The organism is Kaistella carnis (assembly GCF_003860585.1).
Taxonomy (GTDB): domain Bacteria; phylum Bacteroidota; class Bacteroidia; order Flavobacteriales; family Weeksellaceae; genus Kaistella; species Kaistella carnis.
The window spans coordinates 2,275,735-2,299,864 of record NZ_CP034159.1; the positions used below are offsets into that span (position 1 = coordinate 2,275,735).

Consider the following 24,130-nt stretch of genomic DNA (forward strand, 5'->3'; position numbering starts at 1 on the left):
TATTTTAATTATATCATGCAAATTTAGTATAATTTTTTTTGTATATTTCAAAGGATGCCTATTTGAGCGTGTTAATTTTTTACTTTTAACAGAATCTACCTAAATCTTGTGAATTATTTAATTATATTAGGTTTATTATGCAAATCATACAATTAAAAAAATGGAAATATGAAGCGATTTTAGTGATTTTATTTAATTTAAACGGTCGATTTTTTTTATTTGACAAATAATTAAAAATTACTTTTAATAAAGGTTTCATAAAGGTTTTTGCGACAATGCTAATTTAAACATTGTTACTGAAATGATATTTGTTTAAAATAATTTATGAATAATTAACATTTGTTTAAAAAATAATTTTATATTTGGAAGATTAATAATGATTTTATGAAAAAAATAGTTTTAACAACAGCATTGTTAGCTGGTGTTCTTGCGCAAGCTGGAGGCTTTAGAGTTTCTTTACAAGGCGTTAAGCAATTAGCAATGGCTCACACCAGTGCTCATGCAGAGGACGCGAGTGTTACTTTCTTTAATCCTGCAGGAATGTCTTTTATTCCGGCTAAGTTAAGTATTGCAGCGGGTGGTTTCGGAGCGAAATCCAGCGTTACTTACCAAAATTTGTCAACCCTTGAATCTTTTGATACCGATAATCCACTAGGAACTCCACTTTATGCAGCAGTCGCTTATAAAGTGTTAGATAATGTTTCTGTCGGTTTCAATTTCTCTACCCCATTTGGAAGTACGATAGAGTGGCCTTCAGATTGGTCCGGTCGAGAAATCGTTCAGCGGTTAGAATTAAAAGCATTTTATTTTCAACCAATGGTTTCATTTAAATTGGCACCGTGGGCTTCAGTCGGAGGGAGTTATATTTATGCAAAAGGAAGTGTGAACTGGGATAAAGCAGTGACCCAATTGGGAGGAAGCTTAAATCTTACGGATGATAAAGCTTCAGGAAGCGGTTTCGGTCTAGGATTTTATTTTCAGCCAAACGATAAATTGGATGTGAGCATCGCATACCGCTCCCCGATCGATATGGAGGCGGACAAAGGAGTTGTGAGTTTTAATATTTCGCCGGCTTTATATCCAAGTTTAGGTCTTGATGCTTCCGGTAAGGATTCTTTTAAAGCAACTTTACCTTTGGTAGATGAGTATACAATTGGAGCGACTTATAAAATTACGCCAAAATGGATGATTTCCGGAGACTTTAATTATAGTGGTTGGGATCAATACAATAAACTTACTTTAGATTTCGCAAATGCACCAATCGGTAACCAGCCGACTGATCCAACAGTATTAGTAAGTCCGAAGAATTTCAAAAGCACACAGACTTGGAGAGTGGGTACTCAATATCAAATCAACGATATGTTTGCAGCACGTGCAGGATATTATTATGATGAGTCACCATATACTGATGAAAATTTTCAAGCAGAAACACCATCTTTCGACTCTAATGTTGTAACCGCTGGGGTAGGAATCAACCTTATGAAAGGATTTGGAGTAGATATCGCCGGTGGAATTGCATTCCCAAAAAGCAGACTGGTGAATAACAGTAATACTGATTTCTACGGACAAGCGAAAGCGAAAGCGTATTACTTTGGTTTAGGTTTGTCATATAACGCATTTTAAGATTTAATTTAATTATGAAAAAAATATTAATATCAACAATTGCTGTTTCAGCATTGTTTTTTACAGTAAGCTGTAACACAGATTTTGATAACGACGTAAGCAATGTTGTTGTGACAAACGGAGATGCTGACTTTTCAAAGTATGTTGCTTTAGGAAACTCCCTCACAGCTGGTTACAGAGATAATGCACTTTATGCTGACGGTCAAATGGAATCATACCCAAGTATGATCGCTCAACAGATGATGTTAACAGGAGGTGGAGCTTTTACACAACCTTTAATGGCTGACAATAATGGTGGCCTTCTTTTCAATACAGGTGCCGGAACAGTTCAGATCGCTAATACAAAAATATATATTAACGATTTTATAGATGGTGCTCCAGATTTGAAGAACGCGAATAACAATGTTGCTACCACATTAGTAAATACGGTTTTAACAGGTCCTTTTAATAATATGGGGGTACCTGGCGCAAGAGTGTCGCATTTACTCGCACCCGGTTATGGAAATCCTGCTGGTATTTTGGCAAAGACTGCAAATCCTTATTTCGTAAGATTTGCTTCGTCTCCAAATACTTCAATTCTGGCCGATTTTGTAGCGCAAAGTCCGACTTTCTTCTCTTTATGGATAGGAAGTAACGATGCCTTGCTCTATGCTTTGGCAGGTGGAGATTCGACTATAGAGGCTTTAACTCCAGCTGCGGAGTTCGCAACGTATTACAATATGGTAATTAACCAAATTTCTACAGGAACTACTGCGAAAGGTGTTATTGCTAATATCCCAAATGTAACTTCAATTCCATCATTAACTACATTCCCTTACAATCCATTAACTGCGAAGGTATTAGGGCAAGGAGATATTGCAGCGGGTGAAGCAAATATTGACGCTTTAAATGCACAATTGTACGGCCCATTGAACCAAATTTTAACTGCATTCTCTGCAGGAGATCGAATTAAACCATTGTCAAAAACCGGAGCTAACCCAATGCTTATTAAGGATGAAAGCCTTCCAAACCTGGGTGCACAAATTACTGCAGCAGCATCAGCTTCTGGTAATCCAACGCTTATGGCTTTGGCTGGATATTTAGGTGCGGTTTACGGACAGGCGAGACAAACGAAACCTGGCGATCTAACCCCCTTAACTACGAAGGCAGCACTGGGAACATTAGAAACCTTGCCTCCAGGAATTCCTGCATCTTTAGCTTCAAGAGGAATTGCTTATCCTTTTGCAGACAAATATGTATTAACTTCAACAGAGGTTGAAGAGGTAAACACAACCATTGCAGCATATAATCAGGTGATCAAAAATGCCGCAGATGGTAAAGGTTATGCTTTCGTTGATGCGAATGCGAAAATGATTGAGTTGGCATCTGCCTCCGGAATCCAGTGGGATGGTGTTAGGTATACCTCTAAATTTGTGACCGGTGGAACATTCTCTTTAGATGGAGTACATCTTACAGGAAGAGGATATGCCTTAATTGCTAATGAATTTATGAAAGAGATTAACAAGAAGTATAATTCTAATTTACCAATGGTAAATGTTAATAGCTATAGCGGAGTAACATTCCCATAACAGTTTGTTAAAAATCATTTAATAATAAAACCACTTGAATCCTTCGAGTGGTTTTATTTTTTTAAATTTGCACATCTAAAAAAAAGTAAAAATGGCTGATCAGGCAAGTTATCTATTCTCTACCAGGACAAGTAAAGTTTTGGCAGAGAGAATTGCTCACTTTTATGGGCAGGAAATGGGGAAAATTAATTTCCAGGAATTTAGTGATGGGGAATTCGAGCCCGTATTAGATGAATCTGTTCGTGGTGGACGGGTTTTTTTGATTGGATCCACTTTTCCACCGGCAGACAATCTTTTGGAATTATTACTTATGATCGATGCCTCTAAAAGAGCATCTGCGAAAAGCATCACGGTGGTTTTACCTTACTACGGTTTGGCAAGACAAGACCGTAAAGACCAGCCCAGAGCGCCAATCGGTGCGAAGTTAGTCGCAAACCTTCTTACCGCAGCAGGAGCAACCCGCATTATGACTATGGATCTGCATGCAGATCAAATTCAGGGATTCTTTGAAATACCGGTAGATCATTTGTATGCTTCAACAATTTTCATCGATTACATTAAGCAGTTAAATTTAGAAGACCTTACCATTGCGTCACCAGATATGGGTGGAGCGAAAAGAGCGAAAAACTACGCAAGTCACTTGAGTGCCGAAGTGGTAATCGCTTACAAAGAAAGAAAAAAAGCAAATGTTGTAGAAGAAATGTTTTTGATCGGTCATGTTGAAGGAAGAAACGTAATCCTTATTGATGATATGATCGATACAGCAGGAACACTTTGCAAAGCGGCAGACATTCTGATGGCGAACGGAGCAAAAAGTGTACGTGCCATGGCGACCCACGGTGTACTTTCCGGAAAAGCCTATGAAAACATTCAGAATTCAAAACTTTCGGAAGTGATCGTGACCGATACTATTCCGATTAAAACAGAATTATCATCAAAGATCAAAGTATTGTCTTGTGCCGAACTTTTTGCAGATGTGATGAAAATGGTTCATCAGCACAAATCAATTAGTGATAAATTCATTATTTAAAATAATAATTTATATCTTTGCACCCTTAAAATTTTTTAATATATTATAATGAAATCAATTACAATTCAAGGTACAAAAAGAGAAAGCGTGGGCAAAAAGTCTACTAAAGCTTTACGTGATGCTGAATTAGTTCCTTGTGTTGTTTACGGAGGTGCTGAAACTTTAAATTTTTCTGCTGAAGAAAGATCTTTCAAAGGTTTGGTATATACTCCTGAAGCACACACGGTATCTATTGAGGTTGACGGAAAAACCATTCCAGCTGTTCTTCAGGACATCCAATTCCACCCAATTACAGATAAGATCTTGCATGCTGATTTCTATCAGTTGTCAGATGATAAGCCAGTAGTGATGGAGGTTCCGGTAAAACTTACAGGACGTTCAAAAGGTGTTGTTGCCGGTGGTGCAATGAGACAGTCTTTCAGAAAATTGAAAGTAAAAGCAATCCCAGGAAACTTGCCAGACGAAATCGTGGTAGATGTTACTCCATTAAAGATTGGAAGCAAACTTTATGTTGGCGATATCAAAGCGGAAGGATTCTCTTTCATGCATCCAGACAACGCAGTTGTAGTAGCTGTTAAGATGTCTAGAACTGCAATGAAAGGTGGCGCTGCTGCTGCAGATGACGATGATGAAGAAACTGCTACAGCAGAAGGAGATGCTCCTGCAGCTGATGCTACAAGTGCTGAATAAATAGTTCTCACTATAAAATTGAAGAAGCCGTCTCAAAATAAAATTTGAGGCGGTTTTTTTATTTGGTAGTGTTTCACTAACTGTGTAAGTTGAAAAGTTATTCTGAAAAATTTTGAGCCTTCAAAAGCTCAAAACTTTTTCGGAAATAACTTTTTACTATTTTTAAACTTTATACAGTTATGATCGACAAAGAAGAATTATTAAACAACAAGGATTTCTACAAATCCTTCAAGAGTGGAGAAGATTTAACCTCTTTCTTCAAAACAATGCACAAACGAGCCGTAGAACATATGCTCGAAGCCGAATTAGATGACCATCTGGATACCGAGAAACATCAAAAAACAAAAGACGGAAATTATCGCAATGGCCATCAAACCAAGAAGATAAAAACCTCTTTTGGCGAAGATGAAATTAAAGTTCCGCGGGATAGGGAAAGTACTTTTGAGCCAGCCTTAGTTCCCAAAAGGCATAATATTATTGAAGGTTTGGAAAATGTTATCATCTCATTTTATGCCAAAGGAATGAGTGTAAGTGATATTGAAGATCAGATCAAGGAAATGTATGATTTTGATGTTTCAACATCCACAATATCCAGGATTACCAATGCGGTTTCCAGTGAGATTGTCGCTTGGCAAAATCGGCCACTAGAGGATTTATACCTCATTGTTTGGATGGATGGAATTGTTTTTAAAGTCCGTGAGAACTCAAAAGTTATCAACAAAACCATTTATCTTGCCGTTGGTTTAAGACGGGATGGAAGAAAAGAAGTTCTGGGAATGTGGCTTGGAAAAAACGAAAGTTCCAGTTTTTGGATGAGCGTTTTAACTGACATAAAAGCACGTGGCGTAGAAGATATACTGATCACTGCAACGGATAATCTCAATGGATTTACCCAAACTATTCGCAGTGTTTTCCCACAATCTCAAACTCAGATCTGCGTGGTGCATCAGATTAGAAATGCTTGTAAATACGTAGTTTGGAAGGACAGAAAAGCCTTTACTTCCGACATGAAACACATTTACAACGCTCCCACCAAGCAAGCCGCAGAAGCCGCCTTAAATGATTTTGCAGAAAAATGGGAATCTAAATATTCGTATGCCATCAAATCCTGGAGAGATAATTGGGATGAATTAACGGTATTTTTCGAATTTCCGGTGGAAATCCGTAAAATCATTTACACCACCAATTTAATAGAAAATCTCAACGGAAAAATAAGAAAATATACTAAAAATAAAATGTCTTTTCCTACTGATGATGCGGTTTTAAAGTCAGTTTTCCTTGCCTTAAGAGAAGCAACAAAAAAATGGACAATGCCGATTCGAGATTGGGGAATCGTATTAAATCAATTTATGCTTATATTTGAAGAAAGGCTCAAGTTATAAAAAACTCAAGTCTTAAACTTTTCAACTTACACACTTTGCGGGACAGTGTCTTTTATTTTCTGTTGTAAAGCGTTAAATTTTGATTATTTGTGATTTTTGCACATTAGGATAAAAATGTGCTCTTACTTAAGCACTCTTTTTTCTTAGATTGTGTGCTAAAGCGTGTAATCCGAACTCTAATTCCACTTTTTCTATTCCTTTGTGTGTAAAACGCTTGAAGTTCCGATTGGATTTGATATGTGCAAAGACGGGTTCTACATCCGCCGTGCGTTGTTTGCGTTTTATTTCTCCGATTTCACTCAAGATGTTTTCCCGAACTCTCTCCTTATGCCGTTCTAAATTTTGGTTGCGTTCTATTATTCTGTTTCCCTGGGCTTTATGGCAAGCCCCTCGCAGCGGACAACCGGTGCAGTTTTGAGCCTGGTACAGTGAACTTGTCTGAGCATAACCGCTTTTTGTTTTTCGATTTCGGTTGGTGATTTTATTCATCGGTTGCCCCATCGGACAGATATACTGATCGTTCTCTTCGTTATAATAAAGTTTATCGCGGTGAAAGTCTTCGTTGATTTTCTTTCTTTTCGATTTTAAAATACCCTGTTCCTTATCGAAGGTGTTGTATTTTACGAAGGTTTCTATATTTTTCTCTTCCAGAAAATCATAATTTTCTTCACTGCCGTAACCAGCATCAGCAGTAAGTTCTTCCGGCAAAAACTGATAAAGTTCTTCAAAAGTATTGAGATGTGGTTTAAGCGTATTTAAATCATTGGTGGTTTGGTGTAAAGTATAATGAATAACAAACTGGGATTCAGAACTTACCTGCACGTTGTAGGCGGGTTTAAGTTGACCATTCTGCATATGATCATCTTTCATGCGCATAAATGTGGCATCGGGATCGGTCTTACTATAACTGCCACGTCCGTCCAAAACCTTTTCCTGCTCCTGGTACTTATCCAGGTTCTGAGAAAAATTCTTTTGAATGTATCTTAATTTTGCCTTTGCTTTGGTGGATGCCTTCGGGTTTTTGCTGATGATCTCTTCTATTTTCTTGGCGGTCTTCTCTATTTTATCTTTATCGATGGTTTTAAACTCCGGTGGTGTAGGATCGCTGTCTTCTTCCTCAGCAATGCTTTGGGCATAGTTCCACATTTGTTCAAGTTGTTCTGCCATCTTCTCTTTTCTGGTTTTAATGGCATTGCCCCAAACGAAGGTATATCTCCCGGCAATAGACTCTATCTTAGTTCCATCGGTAAAAACTTCTTTCAAGCTAACGAGTCCTTCCTCTGCTAATAACAGGACGACCTGTTTGAAAATGTCTTTGAAAATAGTCTTGAGTTTCTTGCTCCGAAAACGTGCGATGGTGTTATGGTCTGCGACCTGTTGAGCGGACAACCACATAAAATTAATATTCTCACGCATCGCTTTTTCGATCTTCCTGCTGGAATACGTATTATCCATATAAGCGTAAACCATCACCTTAAGCATCATCTTGGGATGAAAGCTCGGTTTGCCATCTTTACTATACTCTTCAATGAGCAATCGTAAATCCAGTTGTTCAATAATTCCATTAACGACCCGAACGGCATGATTTTCTGGAATCAATTCCTCGATTGATGGTGGGAATAACCAATTTTGTTGTTGGTTATAATCTTTAAATTTAATACTCATATAATTGATTATCAATACTTAAAGATAGTAAAATTCTCTAAAACTGACAAATGTTAAACACAGAAAAAACCGCCTCAGTATTGAGACGGCTTCTTTTTTTAAGTGATATCATAAACTGCAGACGTATTAAAATTCAAAAGCAATCTTGAAGTTCATTATTTTTATTATTTTTACTCTATAATTAATTACGGTGACCAAAAAACTCCTGCATCTCTATTTTCTGCTTTTCTTATCCTTCTGTTTCGGACAGCAGAATAAGGAGTTTAAAGAAGTCAAGAATTTCTACGACTATCAACGCTACATGCTCAATAATGAGTTTAAAAAGAGATTCGATAAGGAGGTAAGTCCTGAACAGAAAATGACCGTAAAGAATGACTTTAAAGAGTTCATGCTGAAATTAGACAGTATTCAGAATGCGGCGTTGTTAAATGCCTTAGTGCGGGTGAAAATAAGAGAGGATCTTAACGGGATTCAATTAAAAAATACCAATACCAAACAAACACCAAGCCCTAAAAAATCTGATCTGAGCAGCGATGCACAATATCCCGGAGGTTTTGAACTCATGCGCAAACAGCTCGTAGAGTCTTTCTATAGTGATGCTATTTTAGCAAATGAAAAAGTCCTGAAAACCAGTTTGGTTTTTGTGGTAGAAAAAGATGGATCGATCAGTTCTGTAAAAGCGGATGGCGATAATTTCACCTTCAACCGACAGGCAGAGATTGCGCTATACCTTCTTCCGGAAAAATTTTCTCCCGCCTATGTTAAAGGAACTGCGGTAAGATACCGATTCCGATTGCCTCTAGCCATGAATTTCGATTAAAAACTTATTTTAGTACCGAATTGGTTTCGTGTTGATTTTAAGTTTATATTTGAGAAAAATATTTATGAAAGAAATTTTATTGATTGCAGCATTCGGTGCAGGATTTCTTAGCGTTCAAGGTCAGGAAATGTCGGGTGAAAGACAAAATGACGTTATGATCAGTCCCATCGAATTAATTGCCGGGCCCGCCCTTAATATTTCATACGAGCGACTTCTTAATGAAAATTCTGGTATTGGAGTAAATGTGGCTTACCTTTTAGATAACGCCGGCGATGATTCTGGTTTGCAATCACAAATCTCCCCTTATTACCGAATGTATTTTGGTAAAAAATATGCCTCGGGCTTTTTTGTAGAAGGATTTGTGCCGATTACCACTTCAAATGATGGTAGGTACAATTACAATGTAGGTCCCGGCTATTTCGAAAGTTACTTTGTACCGGAAAAAAATACAACCGTTGGTATCGGTGTTAGTTTTGGTGGAAAATGGGTTGCTAGAAAAAATATTATTTTCGAAGCAAGTATTGGAATTGCCAGAAGATTCGGAATGGATAGCGACTATGATTCAGCAATCACAGGTAAAGGAATGCTTGGAATTGGTTACCGATTTTAAAAAGTAAAAACTATTTAATAAAAGGTTTAGTTTTACACTGAACCTTTTTATTTTAAATGATAATCACCCAAAATGAATATGTTTACGGACGAATATTTTATGAAAATGGCGCTGCAGGAAGCCCAAAGTGCTTTTGAAAAAGATGAGGTTCCCATTGGCTGCGTCATCGTAGGTAATAATCGCGTCATCGCTAAAGCCCATAATCTTACGGAAGCCTTAAATGATGTAACCGCGCATGCAGAAATGCAGGCCATTACCGCTGCGGCAAATTTCCTGGGAGGTAAATATCTGCAAAATTGTACGATGTACGTTACGTTGGAGCCCTGTGTCATGTGTGCGGGTGCGCTCAATTGGTCCCAAATTTCGAAGGTCGTTATTGGGGCAAGAGATGAACAGCGAGGGTTTATTAATAAAGCATTGACTCTTCACCCAAAAACAGAAATTGTTCTGGGAGTTCTTGAAAATGAATGCTCTATAATCGTAAAAGAATTTTTTAAAAGTAAAAGATAAATTAGTTCTTTACAGTGATTTTTTAAAAGGAATTTTTTCCAATTTAACGATGTCTTCGGATTTGAAAATTTCATTTCCCTTCCCAATTCACAGAAACGCAGTTCACATTTATAAATCTTTACCTAAATAATACAATCCTTTCAAGGTATGCAGTCGATCTGCGATATGTATTTTATCCGTCAGCGGTTTATATACATGCGAAACTCCGCCGGTTGCAATTACGAAACAATCTGCATCTACTTCATGGTTAATACGGTCGATAAAACCTTCTACCATGCCCAAATAGCCATAAACCATTCCGCTCTGCATACAGGAAACAGTGTCTAAACCCAGAACCGACTTTGGTTTTATCAATTCTATTTCGGGCAATTGTGCGGTGTCGTGGATTAAAGAATTCAGCGCTGTTATAATTCCGGGTGCAATAATTACCCCAATGGTTTCCCCAGATTCATTAATACAGCTCGCCGTAAGTGCGGTTCCAAAATCAAAAACGATTTTCTTTTTATCGGCGGGATATAAATGATGCGCAGCAACCAGGTTGGCGTAAATATCTGTTCCCATCTGTTTGGATTTAGGCTGTACGCCGGACGCGGTTTCCCGGTCAACGATGATCGGTTTCTTCCCGTGGATTTTCTGAATCGCGCGGGAAACGTCGTACGTTAATTGTGGAACTACAGACCCGATGATCACTTTATCAATCTTGTCTGCCTCAATTTTATGAGTTTGATACATCATCATAAACTGCATCTGCAGTTCGTCACTCGTGCGGTAAGGTTTTGTATTTAGGATCCAGGAAATATCACAATTGTCATCATCAAACAAGCCAAATCTGATATTGGTATTTCCTATATTAATTACGATGGAATTCATCTGTTTCTTTATTTTACCTGGATTTTATCCAACTGCATTATTACTAAATTTTTCAGACTCTGTTCCGAAATTATTTCACTTCTACTAAATTGTCTTCAAGATTAACATCTGCTAATCTTTGAGAAAAATCAATACCTAAAGCCGAAATCTGGGACTTATTGTATGGAATTGTTAAAGTATATTCCTTCTGTGTCCACGGCCAGTAAGCTTCAGTTTTGAAATCACCGTAAATATCTTTTTGTTTCCAGGTGTGCGTCATATTTAAAGGGATTTGATAATTGACTACTTTCTTATCCGTCGTTAAAATCGAAAAATCGATAGGCATTGGAATCGATCCCTTATTCTCTAAAGTCACCGTTGTGGCAAATTCACCGTACTTGATGTCTTTAATTGCATAATCAATGGTTTTCGTCGTGTTGATCCAGTAATGGTGGAACCACTTTAAATCCATCCCGGAAATTTTCTGCGCGATATGCATAAAGTCGCGATCGGTCGGATGTTTAAGATGCCATTGGTTGTAAAATTCTTTCATCACCAAAGCTAAATTTTGTTCCCCGATAATATATCCTAGCTGAACCAGGAACAATTCACCTTTGTAATAGGAGGCGAAAGAGTACGCGGTTCCATTATCATGGTGATCACCTAACCAACCTGCTGGTTCTTCAATTCCCCGTTTAACAAAATTTCGGTATCGGTCTAAAGTTGCAGTAAAAGGATTCGCTTTTGGAGTTTTTGGAGGAAATAACTGATACATAATAGAATCGTCGTAATAGCTCGTGAAACCTTCATCCATCCAAGGTCTTACACTTTCGTTATAGGCCATTATTTGCTGATTCCAGGAATGTCCACCTTCGTGAACCATCAAACCAACTAATCCATCCACACTTTTCGCTTCACCCAAAATCATGGTACACATTCCGTATTCCATTCCACCGTCACCACCTTGAATGAAGGAGTAGGAAGGATAAACATATCTTCCGTAGGTCGCATTCATTATTTGGAAAAATTTCGTCACATAAGGTTTTGACTCCGACCAATATTTAGTTTTCTCAGATTTTTGATAAACGAAATATACTTTTGGCCCATCTAAAACGACAAACGATTCTACGGTATAGTCGCGGTCTGCTGCCCAAGCAAAGTCAAGCATGTTTTTAGCGGTCCATTTCCAGGTTACTTTATTGTTTTTATCTGCTTTTAGTGAGGCCTTAGGATCATAACCTTTTACTTCAGAAGGGTTCTCTAAAGTTCCGCCGGCACCAATTACATAATCTTTATCGATTTTAATGTTGACTTCGAAGTCCGAAAAAGGCGCATGAAACTCTCTTCCTACATAATCAAAAGTCGCCCAGCCGTCGTAATCGTATTCTGCTATTTTCGGGTACCATTGGGTGACCGTCATATCGACACCTTCGGAATTGTTTCTTCCGGCGCGGCGAATCTGCATAGGAATTACGGCATCCCACTCCATGGTGAATTTTGTTGATGTATTTGGTTTTATAGGAGAATCCAAATACACTTTCATTACCGTTTCCTGAACTTCAAATTTCAAATCTTTTCCGTTTTGTTTGATCCAGTGAATATTCTGGGCGCCTTCTTCCTCTTTCGGAATTGAAGCCAAGCGGGAAATTCCATCCTTTTGTAAACGTGAATCTCCGTTTTTTCCCTGACGTGCTACTCTTTGGTCCATCATGGAGCCAGGTTTAAAGGCATTCCAATACAAATGAAAATAAACCACGTTTAACTCGTCCGGAGAATTGTTGGTATACGTTAAAGTTTGGTTTCCGTTGTATGTAAAATTCTTCGCATCTACGTCAATGTCCATTTTGTACTTCGCCTGTTGTTGATAGTACGGACCCTTTTGAGCTGACAAGAAACTGAAAAGTAAAGTTAGAATCGTGATAAACCCTTTGTTCATAGTAATTTTAATTTAAAGATGGAAAGATAAGAATTTTTGCTTTTATGGAAGATGTTAGGCTAATAAAAAACCCTTTCAGCATTTTGAGTTGCTAAAAGGGTGAAGTTTAGAGTGGTAATAAACTCTTTTAAGAATTCATTCCGCTGGCCAAAATTTTCTCTAATATTCGTAGTGTAATCAGATAGGTCGGTTTCACTCCTGTTAAACCTAAGCCTCCTGAAGATAAGGTTGAGCCTGTTTCCAAAGGATTATCTGAAGCATAGTAAGCGTACATTACGAAGAGATCTTCGGAAATATGATGACGGATTTTCGATGCGACCTGAATGGCTTTTTGATAATGTGCACCTTCCATTTCCAGGCCGATTGCTTTCCAGGAAGTTTCCATGAAATATTTCAGGATGTCTTTGTTCTGAAGTGAAGTTCCCAAAACGGTTACCATTCCACCTTCAAATGCCTGCAACTCATCATCTTCGAAATCTTCTAATTTTAAAGCATTTTCAAAAGGATAATTATCTGCAGTTCCTTCAAAAACATGGGAAGTTGGGATCATAATGTCTCCTTTTTCTCCCATTAGAATTCCGGCTTTACCCATAATCGATATCGATTTCACCTTCATCGTATATACTTCGCCGCCATATTCATACGGACGTAATAATTCATCCATAATTTCGTAGGCTTGTTCTCCAAAAGCATAATCAAAGACCATAATCACATCTTCTCCCGAATATTTCATGTCGGCGAAAGGAGTGTTTGATAAATCGGTTTTGGCCAAATCAATAATTTGAACGTCGATGTTGCTTCCGCTTTGATCATCAATATAAATCAATCCAGCTTCTTGTGAATGCGCCAATACTTTTTCCTGCAGCGATTTCTTATTAGAAATTTCTTCAAACATTTTAAAGTCAACCTTCTTCGTTGGTTTTTTTCCAATAGAATCGTTGGCGTACAACATATTCTTAACTGAGTGCATGTTGGCGGAAATAATATGTAAGGGTCTCATTTGCATATTATTTTCAGCTAAAACTGATTTTACCTTATTTGCCCATTTTTCCCCGAAGAAATGATGTCCCACTCTTTCTCTTAAGATAGCTGAGAAATGAACTTCACGTTCTCGAATCTTCTTATAATCATTAAAACTTTCGTTCCCTAAATGATACATAATTTTGAAAAGACGGTCTGGATTAGAATCATCTCCAAAGTTATTGTAAGCATTCAAAGTTTCGTCGAACGTTCTTCCCAAAAGTGAAGATAAGTGGATCAAGGCTACCTCTTTTTCTTTTCTACTCAGTTTTTTATCTCCTTTCGCTACTTCTTCAATGATTTTCCAGGCGCGCGTTGGCTTGTCGTTTTCATCATTAATAAAGGCGAGTTTGCGGATTTTATCGGCTTCTATATATAAGAAGGTGAGGTGAGTCAGTATATCATAGATTTCGGAACGGCCCAAAAGAACCTCAATGTTCATTTGATGCTCATCGATGCGATAACAGTTTCTTCTTCTCTTTTTAGGAACAATTACTTCAAAGCTTCCCTTTTCAAAACCTTCATCAGAAGTAAGATGAATAAAGGAACATTCTTCGATTCCTTCCGGTAATCGATCCAGAACGTAAAGAAGTCCGTCTAACTCCACTTTGTTGGGAACGCCCATGGTTCCATAAATTTCCGGGTTGATGGTCATAAGTAAAGACCGAAGGCTTTCTCCGGAGATGCCGGCCGGTTTGAAAAAACCGCGATAGAATAAGTGTCGCATAGAAACATAAAGTCTTTCGATTGCTTCAGTGGTTTCTCTTGCACGTGAATTTACCATATTGTAAAATTTCATACAAATATAAGGAATTTGTTGTTAGATGCATTTGTCACAGCGGTTGTCTCTAAAATATAATGAAATGTTCATCTCATTATAATTGCTTTTAAAACAAGAAATACCATTTAAATAGATGAAGAAATATTCAATCAATAGAGAAAAATACAATGTGGTTAATTTACATAAAGTTAAAATTTTGCCAATGACCCCATAAAAAATAGATGTTTTTCATTTTGTTTTTATATTTTTTGTAATTTTACCCCATTAAAAACAATACCAAATGTCAAATGTTCGATTTAAAGCACTAGAATTACTTTCTCAAAAGGATTATAGAAAAGAAAACGCAGTTGAAGTACCGAGTAAGCTGTCGGAACTTTTTTGTGAAAAAGTATTTTCGGAAGAAACAATGCGGGAATATTTAACCAAGGAAGCTTTTACTTCTATACAGGATGCCATCAAATGGGGAACAAAAATACAGCGCGATGTCGCCGACCAAATTGCCGTAGCCATGAAAGATTGGTCTTTGAGCAAAGGAGTAACACACTACACGCACTGGTTTCAGCCACTCACGGGATCAACAGCGGAGAAACACGATTCTTTTTTTACCCCTTTTGAAAGTGACCGTGCAATTGAACGATTCTCTGGAGGAATGTTGATTCAGCAAGAACCTGATGCGTCTTCTTTCCCGAATGGTGGAATTAGAAATACATTTGAAGCCAGAGGTTATACCGCTTGGGATCCAACTTCTCCTGCTTTTATTATGGGAACGACGCTTTGTATTCCCTCCATCTTTATTTCATATACTGGAGAAACATTAGATTACAAAGCGCCTTTGTTGCGAGCTTTGCATGCAGTAGATCAGGCGGCAACTGATATCTGTAAATCTTATTTTGATAAAAATGTAACGAAGGTTAGTCCGACTCTAGGTTGGGAACAGGAATACTTTTTAGTAGACAGTGCATTGTATCAGTCCAGACCTGATTTAGTTATTACCGGCAGAACACTTCTTGGGCATTCACCGGCGAAAGGTCAGCAACTAGATGATCATTATTTTGGATCTATTCCAACGCGGGTAATGAACTTTATGAAAGAATTAGAGATCAGATCAATTGAGCTGGGAATTCCTGTGACCACAAGACATAACGAAGTTGCGCCCAATCAATTTGAGTTAGCACCAATGTTTGAAGAGGTGAATGTTGCGGTGGACCATAACTCCTTATTAATGGACTTAATGGCGAGAGTGGCACACAAACACCATTTCCATATTCTTTTCCATGAGAAGCCATTTGCCGGAGTAAACGGTAGCGGTAAACACAACAACTGGAGTTTGGCGACCGATACGGGAGAAAATCTTTTAAGTCCGGGAAAAAATCCGAAAAAGAATTTACAATTCTTAACGTTCTTTGTAAATACGCTGAAAGCAGTACATGATTACGCCGATCTTTTGAGAGGAAGTATCGCCTCCGCGGGGAATGATCACCGTTTGGGTGCCAATGAAGCGCCACCTGCAATTATCTCTGCTTTTATTGGATCGCAATTATTTGGCGTGTTAGAAGAGCTTGAAAAAGTAAAAGACGGGAAAATGTCTCCGGAAGAAAAAACCGATTTAAAATTAAATGTGGTCGGAAAAATTCCAAATATTCTTTTAGATAATACGGATCGTAACAGAACTTCACCATTTGCCTTTACAGGAAATAAGTTCGAAATCAGAGCGGTGGGTTCGTCTGCAAACTGTGCGGAAGTAATGACGGTCATGAATACCATCGCAGCGAAGCAATTTAAAACATTTAAATTAGAAGTTGATGCTTTGGTTGATAAAGGCTTGAAAAAAGATGAGGCGATCTTTAATGTTCTTCGCGAATATATTAAGGTTTCTAAAAGCATTTTGTTTGAAGGAGACGGTTATTCAGAAGAATGGGCAATTGAAGCCGCTAAAAGAGGTCTTAACAATCTAAGAACAACTCCGGAAGCGTTAAGTCATGAATTAGATCCTAAGTTTATTGCATTGTACGAAGAGCTCGGCATTTACACCGAACGTGAATTAGAAGCCCGTAATGAGATAAAATTGGAGAAATATTCAACCACCATCGCTATAGAAGCCAGAGTGCTTGCCGACATTGCGAGAAACCATATTATTCCTTCGGCCTTAAAATATCAAAACCGATTGATAGAAAATGTAAAAGGCATTAAAGAAATTTTTGAAAATGAGGAATTTAAAGTCCTGGCAAAAGAGCAGATGAGTTTAATTCGTGGCATTTCTGAACACGTTGGAATTATTAAAGTAGAAGTAGAAAATTTATTAAATGCAATTGCAGCGGCAAAAGATAAAAATGATTCCAGAAAAATGGCAGAATCTTTCTGTAATGATGTCATTCCTTTCTTTGAGAAAATAAGAAATTCTTCTGATCAATTAGAAATGATGGTCGATGATGAACTCTGGCCTTTAACAAAATACAGAGAGCTGTTGTTTACAAGATAGCGTTAAAAATTAAAAAAAGAAAGCCTCACTGATGTGGGGTTTTTTTGTGATTTTAGTCGAAAGGCTATAGACTAATCTTATATAGGTGATAGATGTAGATTATAAATGTTAACAAATCATAACAAAAATAAAACCGCAAGTCCTAAAATAGGGCGTTTGCGGTTCATATTCTATTAACATTACAAATAATAATGTTAAAAAGTGTTAAATGCTTAGGTAACAATAGGTGTTTTCACCGTCTCTTTTACCCGAATACTTACTTTTGTATTGCTTTTTAAAACAAATATTACAATTAACACAGAAAATCAATATATATGAAGAAAAGAGTTCTGTTTTATATAACTTCGGTAGTTGCTACATTTTCTTTACAATCTTGTGTAACCAATTACGTAGTTTCCGCACCAACTTCTTATACCAGTGAATACAAATCAAATGCCAAACTTGCCTCTATAGATAGTAAGAAACTTGAAATCGCAAAAAAACAATTAGTTAGCAGTTTCAAAGAGGAGCAAGCCGTTGCAACCAAGACTTTAGAAACAATTGTAAAGAATGAGGAGATTGCAAAGGCATTTCGGTTTTCTAAAAAAATTGATGATATCTTAACTGAAGCTGAATCCTATTTAGGAACCCCTTATAGATATGGTGGTACCACAAGAAATGGAATTGACTGTTCCGCTTTTGTACTGTCTGTTTTCGGTGCAAGTGCTGGATTAAATCTTCCAAGAGTAGCTGCTTCTCAAGCACAGGAAGGGGAGAGAGTTGAAAAAAGTGAGCTTCAAAAAGGAGATTTGGTTTTCTTTTCACACAGCAGAGGTAGAATTTCTCATGTAGGAATTGTGGAAAGCGTGAGCGAAGATGGTACCGTTAAATTTATTCATGCTGCGACTTCCAGAGGAGTGATGGTTTCTTCCCTTAATGATTCGTATTGGGGACCAAAATTCAGATTCGCAAAAAGAGTTTTGTCACAGGAAGCATTTAACAGCAACTTCGCAAATAATTAAAAATAGATAATTGATTTTAATTAAAAGCTGCCTTTTCAAGGTGGCTTTTTTTGTGTAGGTAATTCTCATGATTAGGAGCAGGCAAGAGTGCTATTCCTTTGAAGAGCAGACCCGCTGTCCGTTCTATCCGCTCACCGCTGTCGCGGTTTCGCGGGATGCCACTTCCATCGGGGCTAAAACATCAGTCATTTTCCCCTTTGAAAGAAGATTATTAGTGGTAAGTATTCAAGATTTATCAGCTTGCTTAAATGAGGGATTTAGAGCCGTAAAACGGTTTGATTTGTAAGGTTGAAGTCTAATGATTTTGAAATTATGAACCGAATGATTAGCCGTCCTGGCTGAACATAGTCCTATATTTTCCCGCTTTTGTACATCGATAAGCTAAACCATTGTATTCCTTCCTCGAAAATTATTTCCCTTTTAAGATCAAGGATTCAAATTTGCCTAACGCCTAACGCCTAACGCCTAACGCCCGCTCTTATACTAAACTGTTTCTATCCGCATAATTCAGCTTAAAAAAGATGAAAGTCATCATAGAAAAGGCCAGGAGAGAACTTCCGCCATAGCTAAAGAAAGGAAGCGGAATCCCAACTGTAGGGAAAAGTCCCATGACCATTCCCAAATTAATGGTAAAGTGAATCATGAGTATGGAAGCGAAACAGTAGCCAAAGACCCGGTTAAAAGCGGACTTTTGTTTTTCAGAGAGATAATAGATTCTTCCGATAAATACAGTGTAGCAAATAACGAGTAAGGCACTGCCCAAAAATCCCCATTCTTCACCTACTGTACAGAAAATATAATCCGTGCTTTGCTCAGGCACGAATTTCCCCTGCGTAACTGATCCTTCACGATATCCTTTACCAAAAAATCCACCTGAACCAATGGCCGTTTTAGAATACAGCAGATTGTAACCGGAAGTGTCGCGAAAAGCTTTTTCTCCTTTATATAAAACCTCGATTCTTTCTCTTTGGTGCTTCGGAAGTTTTTCTAAAATGGTTGGAGCGCCATACGCCAATCCACAAAGCACCCCCACAATCCCTACGATTGCAGAAACGGACATAATATTCCAATGGATTCTATTTGAATTAATGAACAGAACAAAACTAGTTATTACTGCGATTGCGATGACAACATAAATAGGATCTACGGCCAAAGCCACCAGAAACACACCAGCGAAAATAAAACCTACACCAAAAAACCAACCCGATAATCCTTCTCTAAAGAGTGCAATAAAAAAGGCAATAAATACAAGAAGCGATCCCACATCGGGGATTAATAAAACCACAATACCCGGAATCCCAATAATAGCAATGGAGGTCCAAAGCGACTTTTTATGTTTTAAATTGAAATCTGGTCCTGACACATAGTTGGCTAACATTAAGGCGGTACCAATTTTAGCAAATTCGACCGGTTGCAAACTCACAGGTCCGAACTTATACCAGTTTTTCTGACCCAGAATTTCTGTACCAAAAGGAAATAGACCGATGAGCAAAAACAATCCTACCAAATAAATAATTCCTGCCATATTCTCGAAGAATTTTGTTCTCATCATAAAAATGATCATTCCCACAAATACAGAAACACCCAGCCAGACCGCTTGTCGTATTCCACTTGCGGGTTCCACACTGTAAATATTAGCCACGGCAAACAGGCACAGTAAAAAATACAGTGATAATCCCAGTTTGTCAATTCCTTCCATCCACTTCATTATTTTGTAGAATTTTTTATTTTAAGAAGAATGGAATCTCTTTTATACATCAATTGCGTTTTTTCACCGTCTTTGGCAGTTTTTAACTGAATATTCAACTTTTCCAGATTAATTGAATCTTTACTTGGTTCCTTATAAAGTCCTTTTTTCTTGAGCTCGGCGTCCCATTGTCTTTTGTATTCAGGCATGAAACTCGCATTAACCATTTTTTTGTATAGATGTTGCCTTTTTAAATCTCCTGTAAGATATTTTTCTGCAATTACGGCGGCAGCTGGTCCCGCCCAGGTTGCTCCGAATCCCGCATGCTCCATTACGGCTGCGATTACAATTTTTGGATTATCTGCCGGCGCTGCCAACACAAAAATAGAATTATCTTTCCCCTGTGGAACTTGCGCAGTTCCCGTTTTTGCAAGCATGGTAAAGTCGTTTGATTTAAGAGATCTTGCCGTTCCATTTAAAACCACCGCTTCCATTCCTTTGATGATTGGACCAAAATGCTTCGGGTCCACCAAAGTTTTATGTTTAACTTTAAATCGAGGATCTGGATTAGGCTTTCCGTCAATTGATTTTACAATATGTGGGGTATAATACCAACCTTTATTTACAATGGCAGCTACAGCATTGGCCATTTGCAGCGGTGTTAACAAAACATCTCCTTGTCCCATTCCATTAAAGATAGAGCCATTCATCGTGTATGCTGAAGTCCAGTCTTTTTTGCCACCGCTTCTCTTTTCGTAAAATTCCCCGGAAGGAATACGGCCTTTTGAACCTACAGCTAAATCATTATTAAGAAATTCTCCCACGCCAAAACTGCTCATGATTTTCTTCCATTCGTTCACGCCCCGCGTCGGGTCTCCCGGATATTTATTCATAATCGCGATATAGGCGTAAGAAAAATAACAGTTACTTGAAACCTGAATGGCAGGAACCAAAGGATCTGCTCCACCGTGTCCTTTAATTCTTAAACCCCGATAATTAAAACCACCACCACAAGGGAAAACGGTATTTTCATCCATCACACCCATTTGCATGGCTGCTGCTGCGGTTAACAATTTAAATGTAGATCCGGGCGGATATGCCGCTTGAAGCGATCGGTCGAAAGTAGGACGGTTGTTATAAACCGTATCCATTTGTAAACGATAAAGATTTTTGGTTTTTTCCGGACCGGAGAAAAGATTAGGATCAATATCCGGACCTGTTGCTAAAACCAGTATTTCTCCGTTGGAAGGATCGATTGCAACTATGGCGCCTTGTTTATTCACCATCATTTCTTCAGCCATTCGCTGCAGATCATAGTCGATGGTCAAAGTAATATCTTTTCCCGTAACCACATCTTTATCTAATGTTCCATTCTTGTAAGGACCAATATTTCTTAAACGAATGTCTTTCTGAATGTATTGAATTCCCTTTTCGCCCCGTAATTCCTTTTCATACGACTTTTCAATTCCTGTTTTACCTATGAAATCTCCCGGCAGATAGTAGACCGAGTCTTTTTTTATGTCACGGTCATTCACCTCATTCGTATAGCCAAGCAAATTACCTGAAGTTGAAACTTCGTATTGACGTTGCGGTCTGGAAACAATGTTAAAGGCTGGATATTTAAAAATAATTTCCTGTATTCTGGCGATTTCTTCCCGACTTAGATTTTTCATGAAAGTCATTGGAGTCAGCTTCGAATAATATTTTTCAGCTTTAATGGCGTTGATGGTTTTAATAAAATCGCTTTTCTGAATTTTAACCAAATTACAGAAATCCAAAGTATCGAAATCAGGCTTCATCAATGCTTCCGTAAAAGAGATTTCATAAGCAGGCTGATTTCCTACCAAGATAACTCCGTTCCGGTCAAAGATGACTCCGCGCTGTGGAATAATATATTCTGTTTTAATCGATGTATTTGCTGCATTCAAAGCATATCGGTCTGTAAATAGCTGCAAATAAGCAAGCCTTGCCACAAATATGATAGCAATTACAGAGATAAAAACGGTGATTTTTAAAAATTGTGGTTTCAAACTTTTTGTTTGATTTTAAATGCCAGTGCGTATATGATGATAAATACAAATGAAATGGCACTCGTTGCCAAAACATTCAGAAAGATATCAAAGAATCTGCTAAATTTAAAGATTTCAATAAATTGTACCAGCAATTGGTGAATAAAAATACTCATCGAGATAAAGAGCAGAAACTGGCTCCATTGTAACGATTGGAAAGAAAAGAAATCCGTAGAAGTATCTGTAGAAGTACGGAATATTAAGGTTCTAAAATAAGCGATTATGGTTGTCGCAAATGCATTAATTCCCCAGGTGTACAGAAACGCATCAATACCCAAACCTAAAATAAAACTTAAGAGCAGAAACTGATATTTGTTTCTGAAAAATGGGTAAAACATGACAAATACAGGATAAATTACAGGAGTATATTTACCGAAAAGCGTAATACGATTCAAAACAAAAATCTGTAATGCGATGAGCAAAACAATGATCAAGATATCTGTAAAAAGGGTTCTACTTATCATTTCTCTCTTTTTATGGTCGCTTGTAAGGTATCTTCGATTTTAGAAACTTCTGCTTTCTTAAGATTTTTAACCACAAAAATTTTACTTAAGTTTCCTATCTTTTCACTGAGTTCTACCGAAATATCCCAGAATCCAGTCTTACTGTCGACCTCATAGCCTGCGACTTTACCAATCATCACGCCTTGCGGAAAAATGGCCGATTTGCCGTCAGTTACGATAGTATCGCCAATTTTTATGGAAACGTACTTTGGAATATCCGCCAAATGCATCACGCGGGAATCAGTCCCCGGCCAGGTTAGTGTACCGAAATACCCGGAGCTTTTCAGCGAGGCGTTGATCTTAATTTTATTAACACTTAAAATGGATTGAACGAGCGCATACGAATCTGTTGTATTGATTACGATTCCGGCAATTCCCGTGGGTGCCATTACTCCCATCTTCGGAAAAACACCATCTCGTTTTCCCCGGTTGATGGTGAAATAATTATCCTTTCTATTGATACTGTTGTATACTATATCACCATCCACAAAAGTATAGATCTGGCCACCTCCAATCGTGTCATGAACTTTTCTAAATTCAGGATGAGAACCGGCCTTTTTGCCGTAAAGTTGCTCCATAAGGGCTTTATTCTGAGAAACCAACTGATCATTGGTCTGCTTTAGTTTCAAATAAGAGGCGCCTTCGTCAATATATCCTGAAACCCAAGAATTAAAGGCTGCAGACTGTCCCGCAATCCACGACTGTTGCATTGAATTTCTACTGAAAATCAATACCAAAGCTATGAGTTGCAGAAATATAAAGAACACAAATAAACCGTTCTTTGAAAATAACCTCAGCAAAAATCCCATTCGATAGTTTCGTGAAAGTTAAAATTATTTAATGAGGAAGTTGAACTTATCCATGTTTTTCAAAGCAATACCTGTCCCACGAACAACTGCTCTTAGTGGATCTTCTGCTACAAAAACCGGAAGTCCTGTTTTCTTATGAAGTCGATCGCCAAGTCCTCTTAGCAAAGCGCCACCACCAGCAAGATAGATTCCTGTTTTGTAAATGTCAGCTGCCAATTCCGGAGGAGTTAACGAAAGGGTTTCCATTACCGCATCTTCTATTCTGATAATTGATTTATCCAAAGCGCGGGCAATTTCTTTGTAGTTTACCATAATTTCTTTTGGCTTACCCGTAATTAAATCACGCCCTTGTACCGGAATATCTTCAATGTCAACATCAAGATCTTCTACGGCAGAACCTACTTCGATTTTTACTCTCTCCGCAGTTCTTTCCCCAATGTATAAGTTGTGATGTGTTCTTAAGTAATAGGCAATGTCATTTGTGAAGACATCACCTGCAATTTTTACAGATTTGTCGCACACAATTCCTCCCAAAGCAACTACGGCGATTTCTGTAGTACCACCACCTATGTCGATGATCATGTTACCTTCAGGTTTTTGTACATCAATTCCAACCCCTATTGCAGCAGCCATTGGTTCGTAAATCAAACGAACTTCTTTTGCGTTAACCTTTTGAGCAGAATCTCTTACGGCTCTTTTTTCCACCTCGGTAATACCGGATGGAATACAGATTACAATTTTTAAAGTTGGCTGGAAAAGTTTTCCTTTGATCCCCGGAATTTGTTTGATGAATTCCTTAATCATGTGCTCAGATGCATGAAAATCAGCAATTACGCCATCTTTCAAAGGTCTGATTGTTTTTATGTCCTCATGGGTTTTACCCTGCATGTGTTTGGCTTTTTCACCCACTGCAATTGGCTTTCCTGTAGAACGTTCTATCGCTACGATTGATGGTTGATCAATGACGATTTTATTATTGTGTATGATAAGTGTGTTCGCTGTTCCTAAATCAATCGCAATATCCTGCGTGAACATATCAAATAACCCCATTTTATGCTAATTTTTTAAAGTGTACAAAGATATAAATTTAGAACCGTT

General features: G+C 37.9%; 20 protein-coding genes. 11 read left to right on the forward strand and 9 right to left on the reverse strand.

The genetic code is table 11. The features are described 5' to 3' along the window. Nucleotides 1–384: 384 nt before the first annotated feature. From EIB73_RS10565 to EIB73_RS10585, 5 genes are all read left to right on the forward strand, one after another. A complete protein-coding gene (locus tag EIB73_RS10565; protein ID WP_125025219.1) occupies nt 385–1,623 on the forward strand; it encodes an OmpP1/FadL family transporter in 1,239 nt (412 codons plus the stop codon). Nucleotides 1,624–1,637: 14 nt separating this feature from the next. Beyond that, complete coding sequence (locus tag EIB73_RS10570; RefSeq protein ID WP_125025221.1) at nt 1,638–3,191, forward strand: SGNH/GDSL hydrolase family protein; 1,554 nt, start codon at nt 1,638–1,640, stop codon at nt 3,189–3,191. 91 nt (nt 3,192–3,282) lie between these two features. Continuing rightward, complete coding sequence (locus EIB73_RS10575; RefSeq protein WP_125025223.1) at nt 3,283–4,221, forward strand: ribose-phosphate pyrophosphokinase; 939 nt, start codon at nt 3,283–3,285, stop codon at nt 4,219–4,221. 48 nt (nt 4,222–4,269) lie between these two features. Then, the gene (locus tag EIB73_RS10580; RefSeq protein WP_125025225.1) at nt 4,270–4,911 is read left to right on the forward strand and encodes a 50S ribosomal protein L25/general stress protein Ctc; all 642 of its coding nucleotides are present in this window, start codon (nt 4,270–4,272) and stop codon (nt 4,909–4,911) included. Between the two features lie 179 nt (nt 4,912–5,090). Next, nucleotides 5,091–6,293: an IS256 family transposase gene (locus EIB73_RS10585; protein ID WP_125021533.1), complete on the forward strand. Its 1,203-nt coding sequence runs from the start codon at nt 5,091–5,093 to the stop codon at nt 6,291–6,293. A gap of 126 nt (nt 6,294–6,419) precedes the next feature. On the opposite strand, the gene EIB73_RS10590 is transcribed toward EIB73_RS10585, so the two are convergent. Next, the gene (locus EIB73_RS10590) at nt 6,420–7,967 is read right to left on the reverse strand and encodes an IS1182 family transposase (protein ID WP_125026064.1); all 1,548 of its coding nucleotides are present in this window, start codon (nt 7,965–7,967) and stop codon (nt 6,420–6,422) included. Nucleotides 7,968–8,148: 181 nt separating this feature from the next. On the opposite strand from EIB73_RS10590, the gene EIB73_RS10595 reads away from it, so the two are divergent. From EIB73_RS10595 to EIB73_RS10605, 3 genes are all read left to right on the forward strand, one after another. Further along, nucleotides 8,149–8,778 carry a hypothetical protein gene (locus EIB73_RS10595; protein WP_125025227.1) on the forward strand — a complete coding sequence of 210 codons (630 nt, stop codon included), beginning with the start codon at nt 8,149–8,151 and terminating at the stop codon, nt 8,776–8,778. Nucleotides 8,779–8,842: 64 nt separating this feature from the next. Continuing rightward, nucleotides 8,843–9,388 (forward strand): DUF3575 domain-containing protein, encoded by a 546-nt coding sequence (locus tag EIB73_RS10600; protein ID WP_125025229.1) that lies wholly within the window; start codon nt 8,843–8,845, stop codon nt 9,386–9,388. Between the two features lie 78 nt (nt 9,389–9,466). Then, a complete protein-coding gene (locus EIB73_RS10605) occupies nt 9,467–9,898 on the forward strand; it encodes a nucleoside deaminase (protein ID WP_125026102.1) in 432 nt (143 codons plus the stop codon). Nucleotides 9,899–10,006: 108 nt separating this feature from the next. Here the strand turns inward: EIB73_RS10605 and EIB73_RS10610 are convergent, their stop codons facing one another. The 3 genes from EIB73_RS10610 to EIB73_RS10620 all read right to left on the reverse strand — a co-directional run bounded on the left by EIB73_RS10610 (nt 10,007) and on the right by EIB73_RS10620 (nt 14,487). Further along, on the reverse strand, nt 10,007–10,768 hold the full coding sequence (locus tag EIB73_RS10610) for a type III pantothenate kinase (RefSeq protein WP_125025231.1): 762 nt from the start codon (nt 10,766–10,768) through the stop codon (nt 10,007–10,009). 70 nt (nt 10,769–10,838) lie between these two features. Beyond that, the gene (locus EIB73_RS10615) at nt 10,839–12,683 is read right to left on the reverse strand and encodes a M1 family metallopeptidase (protein WP_125025233.1); all 1,845 of its coding nucleotides are present in this window, start codon (nt 12,681–12,683) and stop codon (nt 10,839–10,841) included. Nucleotides 12,684–12,810: 127 nt separating this feature from the next. Then, nucleotides 12,811–14,487 (reverse strand): DUF6909 family protein, encoded by a 1,677-nt coding sequence (locus EIB73_RS10620; RefSeq protein WP_125026103.1) that lies wholly within the window; start codon nt 14,485–14,487, stop codon nt 12,811–12,813. Between the two features lie 277 nt (nt 14,488–14,764). On the opposite strand from EIB73_RS10620, the gene EIB73_RS10625 reads away from it, so the two are divergent. The 3 genes from EIB73_RS10625 (at nt 14,765) to EIB73_RS10635 (ending at nt 18,250) form a co-directional block, all read left to right on the forward strand. Further along, the gene (locus tag EIB73_RS10625) at nt 14,765–16,963 is read left to right on the forward strand and encodes a glutamine synthetase III family protein (RefSeq protein WP_125025235.1); all 2,199 of its coding nucleotides are present in this window, start codon (nt 14,765–14,767) and stop codon (nt 16,961–16,963) included. A gap of 314 nt (nt 16,964–17,277) precedes the next feature. Next, entirely contained in the window at nt 17,278–17,964 is a 687-nt protein-coding gene (locus tag EIB73_RS10630) for a C40 family peptidase (RefSeq protein WP_125025237.1), read from the forward strand. A 67-nt stretch (nt 17,965–18,031) separates the two neighbouring features. Further along, nucleotides 18,032–18,250, forward strand: a complete 219-nt coding sequence (locus tag EIB73_RS10635; RefSeq protein ID WP_125025239.1) for a hypothetical protein — start codon at nt 18,032–18,034, stop codon at nt 18,248–18,250. A gap of 192 nt (nt 18,251–18,442) precedes the next feature. Here EIB73_RS10635 and rodA read toward each other — a convergent pair whose 3' ends face one another. From rodA to EIB73_RS10660, 5 genes are read right to left on the reverse strand one after another with little or no spacing between them, the layout of a single operon-like run. Then, nucleotides 18,443–19,672 carry a rod shape-determining protein RodA gene (gene rodA / locus EIB73_RS10640; protein ID WP_125025241.1) on the reverse strand — a complete coding sequence of 410 codons (1,230 nt, stop codon included), beginning with the start codon at nt 19,670–19,672 and terminating at the stop codon, nt 18,443–18,445. Continuing rightward, nucleotides 19,672–21,681: a penicillin-binding transpeptidase domain-containing protein gene (locus tag EIB73_RS10645; protein WP_125025243.1), complete on the reverse strand. Its 2,010-nt coding sequence runs from the start codon at nt 21,679–21,681 to the stop codon at nt 19,672–19,674. The genes rodA and EIB73_RS10645 overlap by 1 nt, the downstream gene beginning before the upstream one ends. After that, nucleotides 21,678–22,184 carry a rod shape-determining protein MreD gene (locus EIB73_RS10650; RefSeq protein ID WP_125025245.1) on the reverse strand — a complete coding sequence of 169 codons (507 nt, stop codon included), beginning with the start codon at nt 22,182–22,184 and terminating at the stop codon, nt 21,678–21,680. The genes EIB73_RS10645 and EIB73_RS10650 overlap by 4 nt, the downstream gene beginning before the upstream one ends. Beyond that, complete coding sequence (mreC, locus tag EIB73_RS10655) at nt 22,181–23,032, reverse strand: rod shape-determining protein MreC (RefSeq protein ID WP_125025247.1); 852 nt, start codon at nt 23,030–23,032, stop codon at nt 22,181–22,183. The genes EIB73_RS10650 and mreC overlap by 4 nt, the downstream gene beginning before the upstream one ends. Before the next feature lie 24 nt (nt 23,033–23,056). Further along, complete coding sequence (locus EIB73_RS10660) at nt 23,057–24,082, reverse strand: rod shape-determining protein (RefSeq protein WP_125025249.1); 1,026 nt, start codon at nt 24,080–24,082, stop codon at nt 23,057–23,059. Nucleotides 24,083–24,130: the final 48 nt, after the last annotated feature.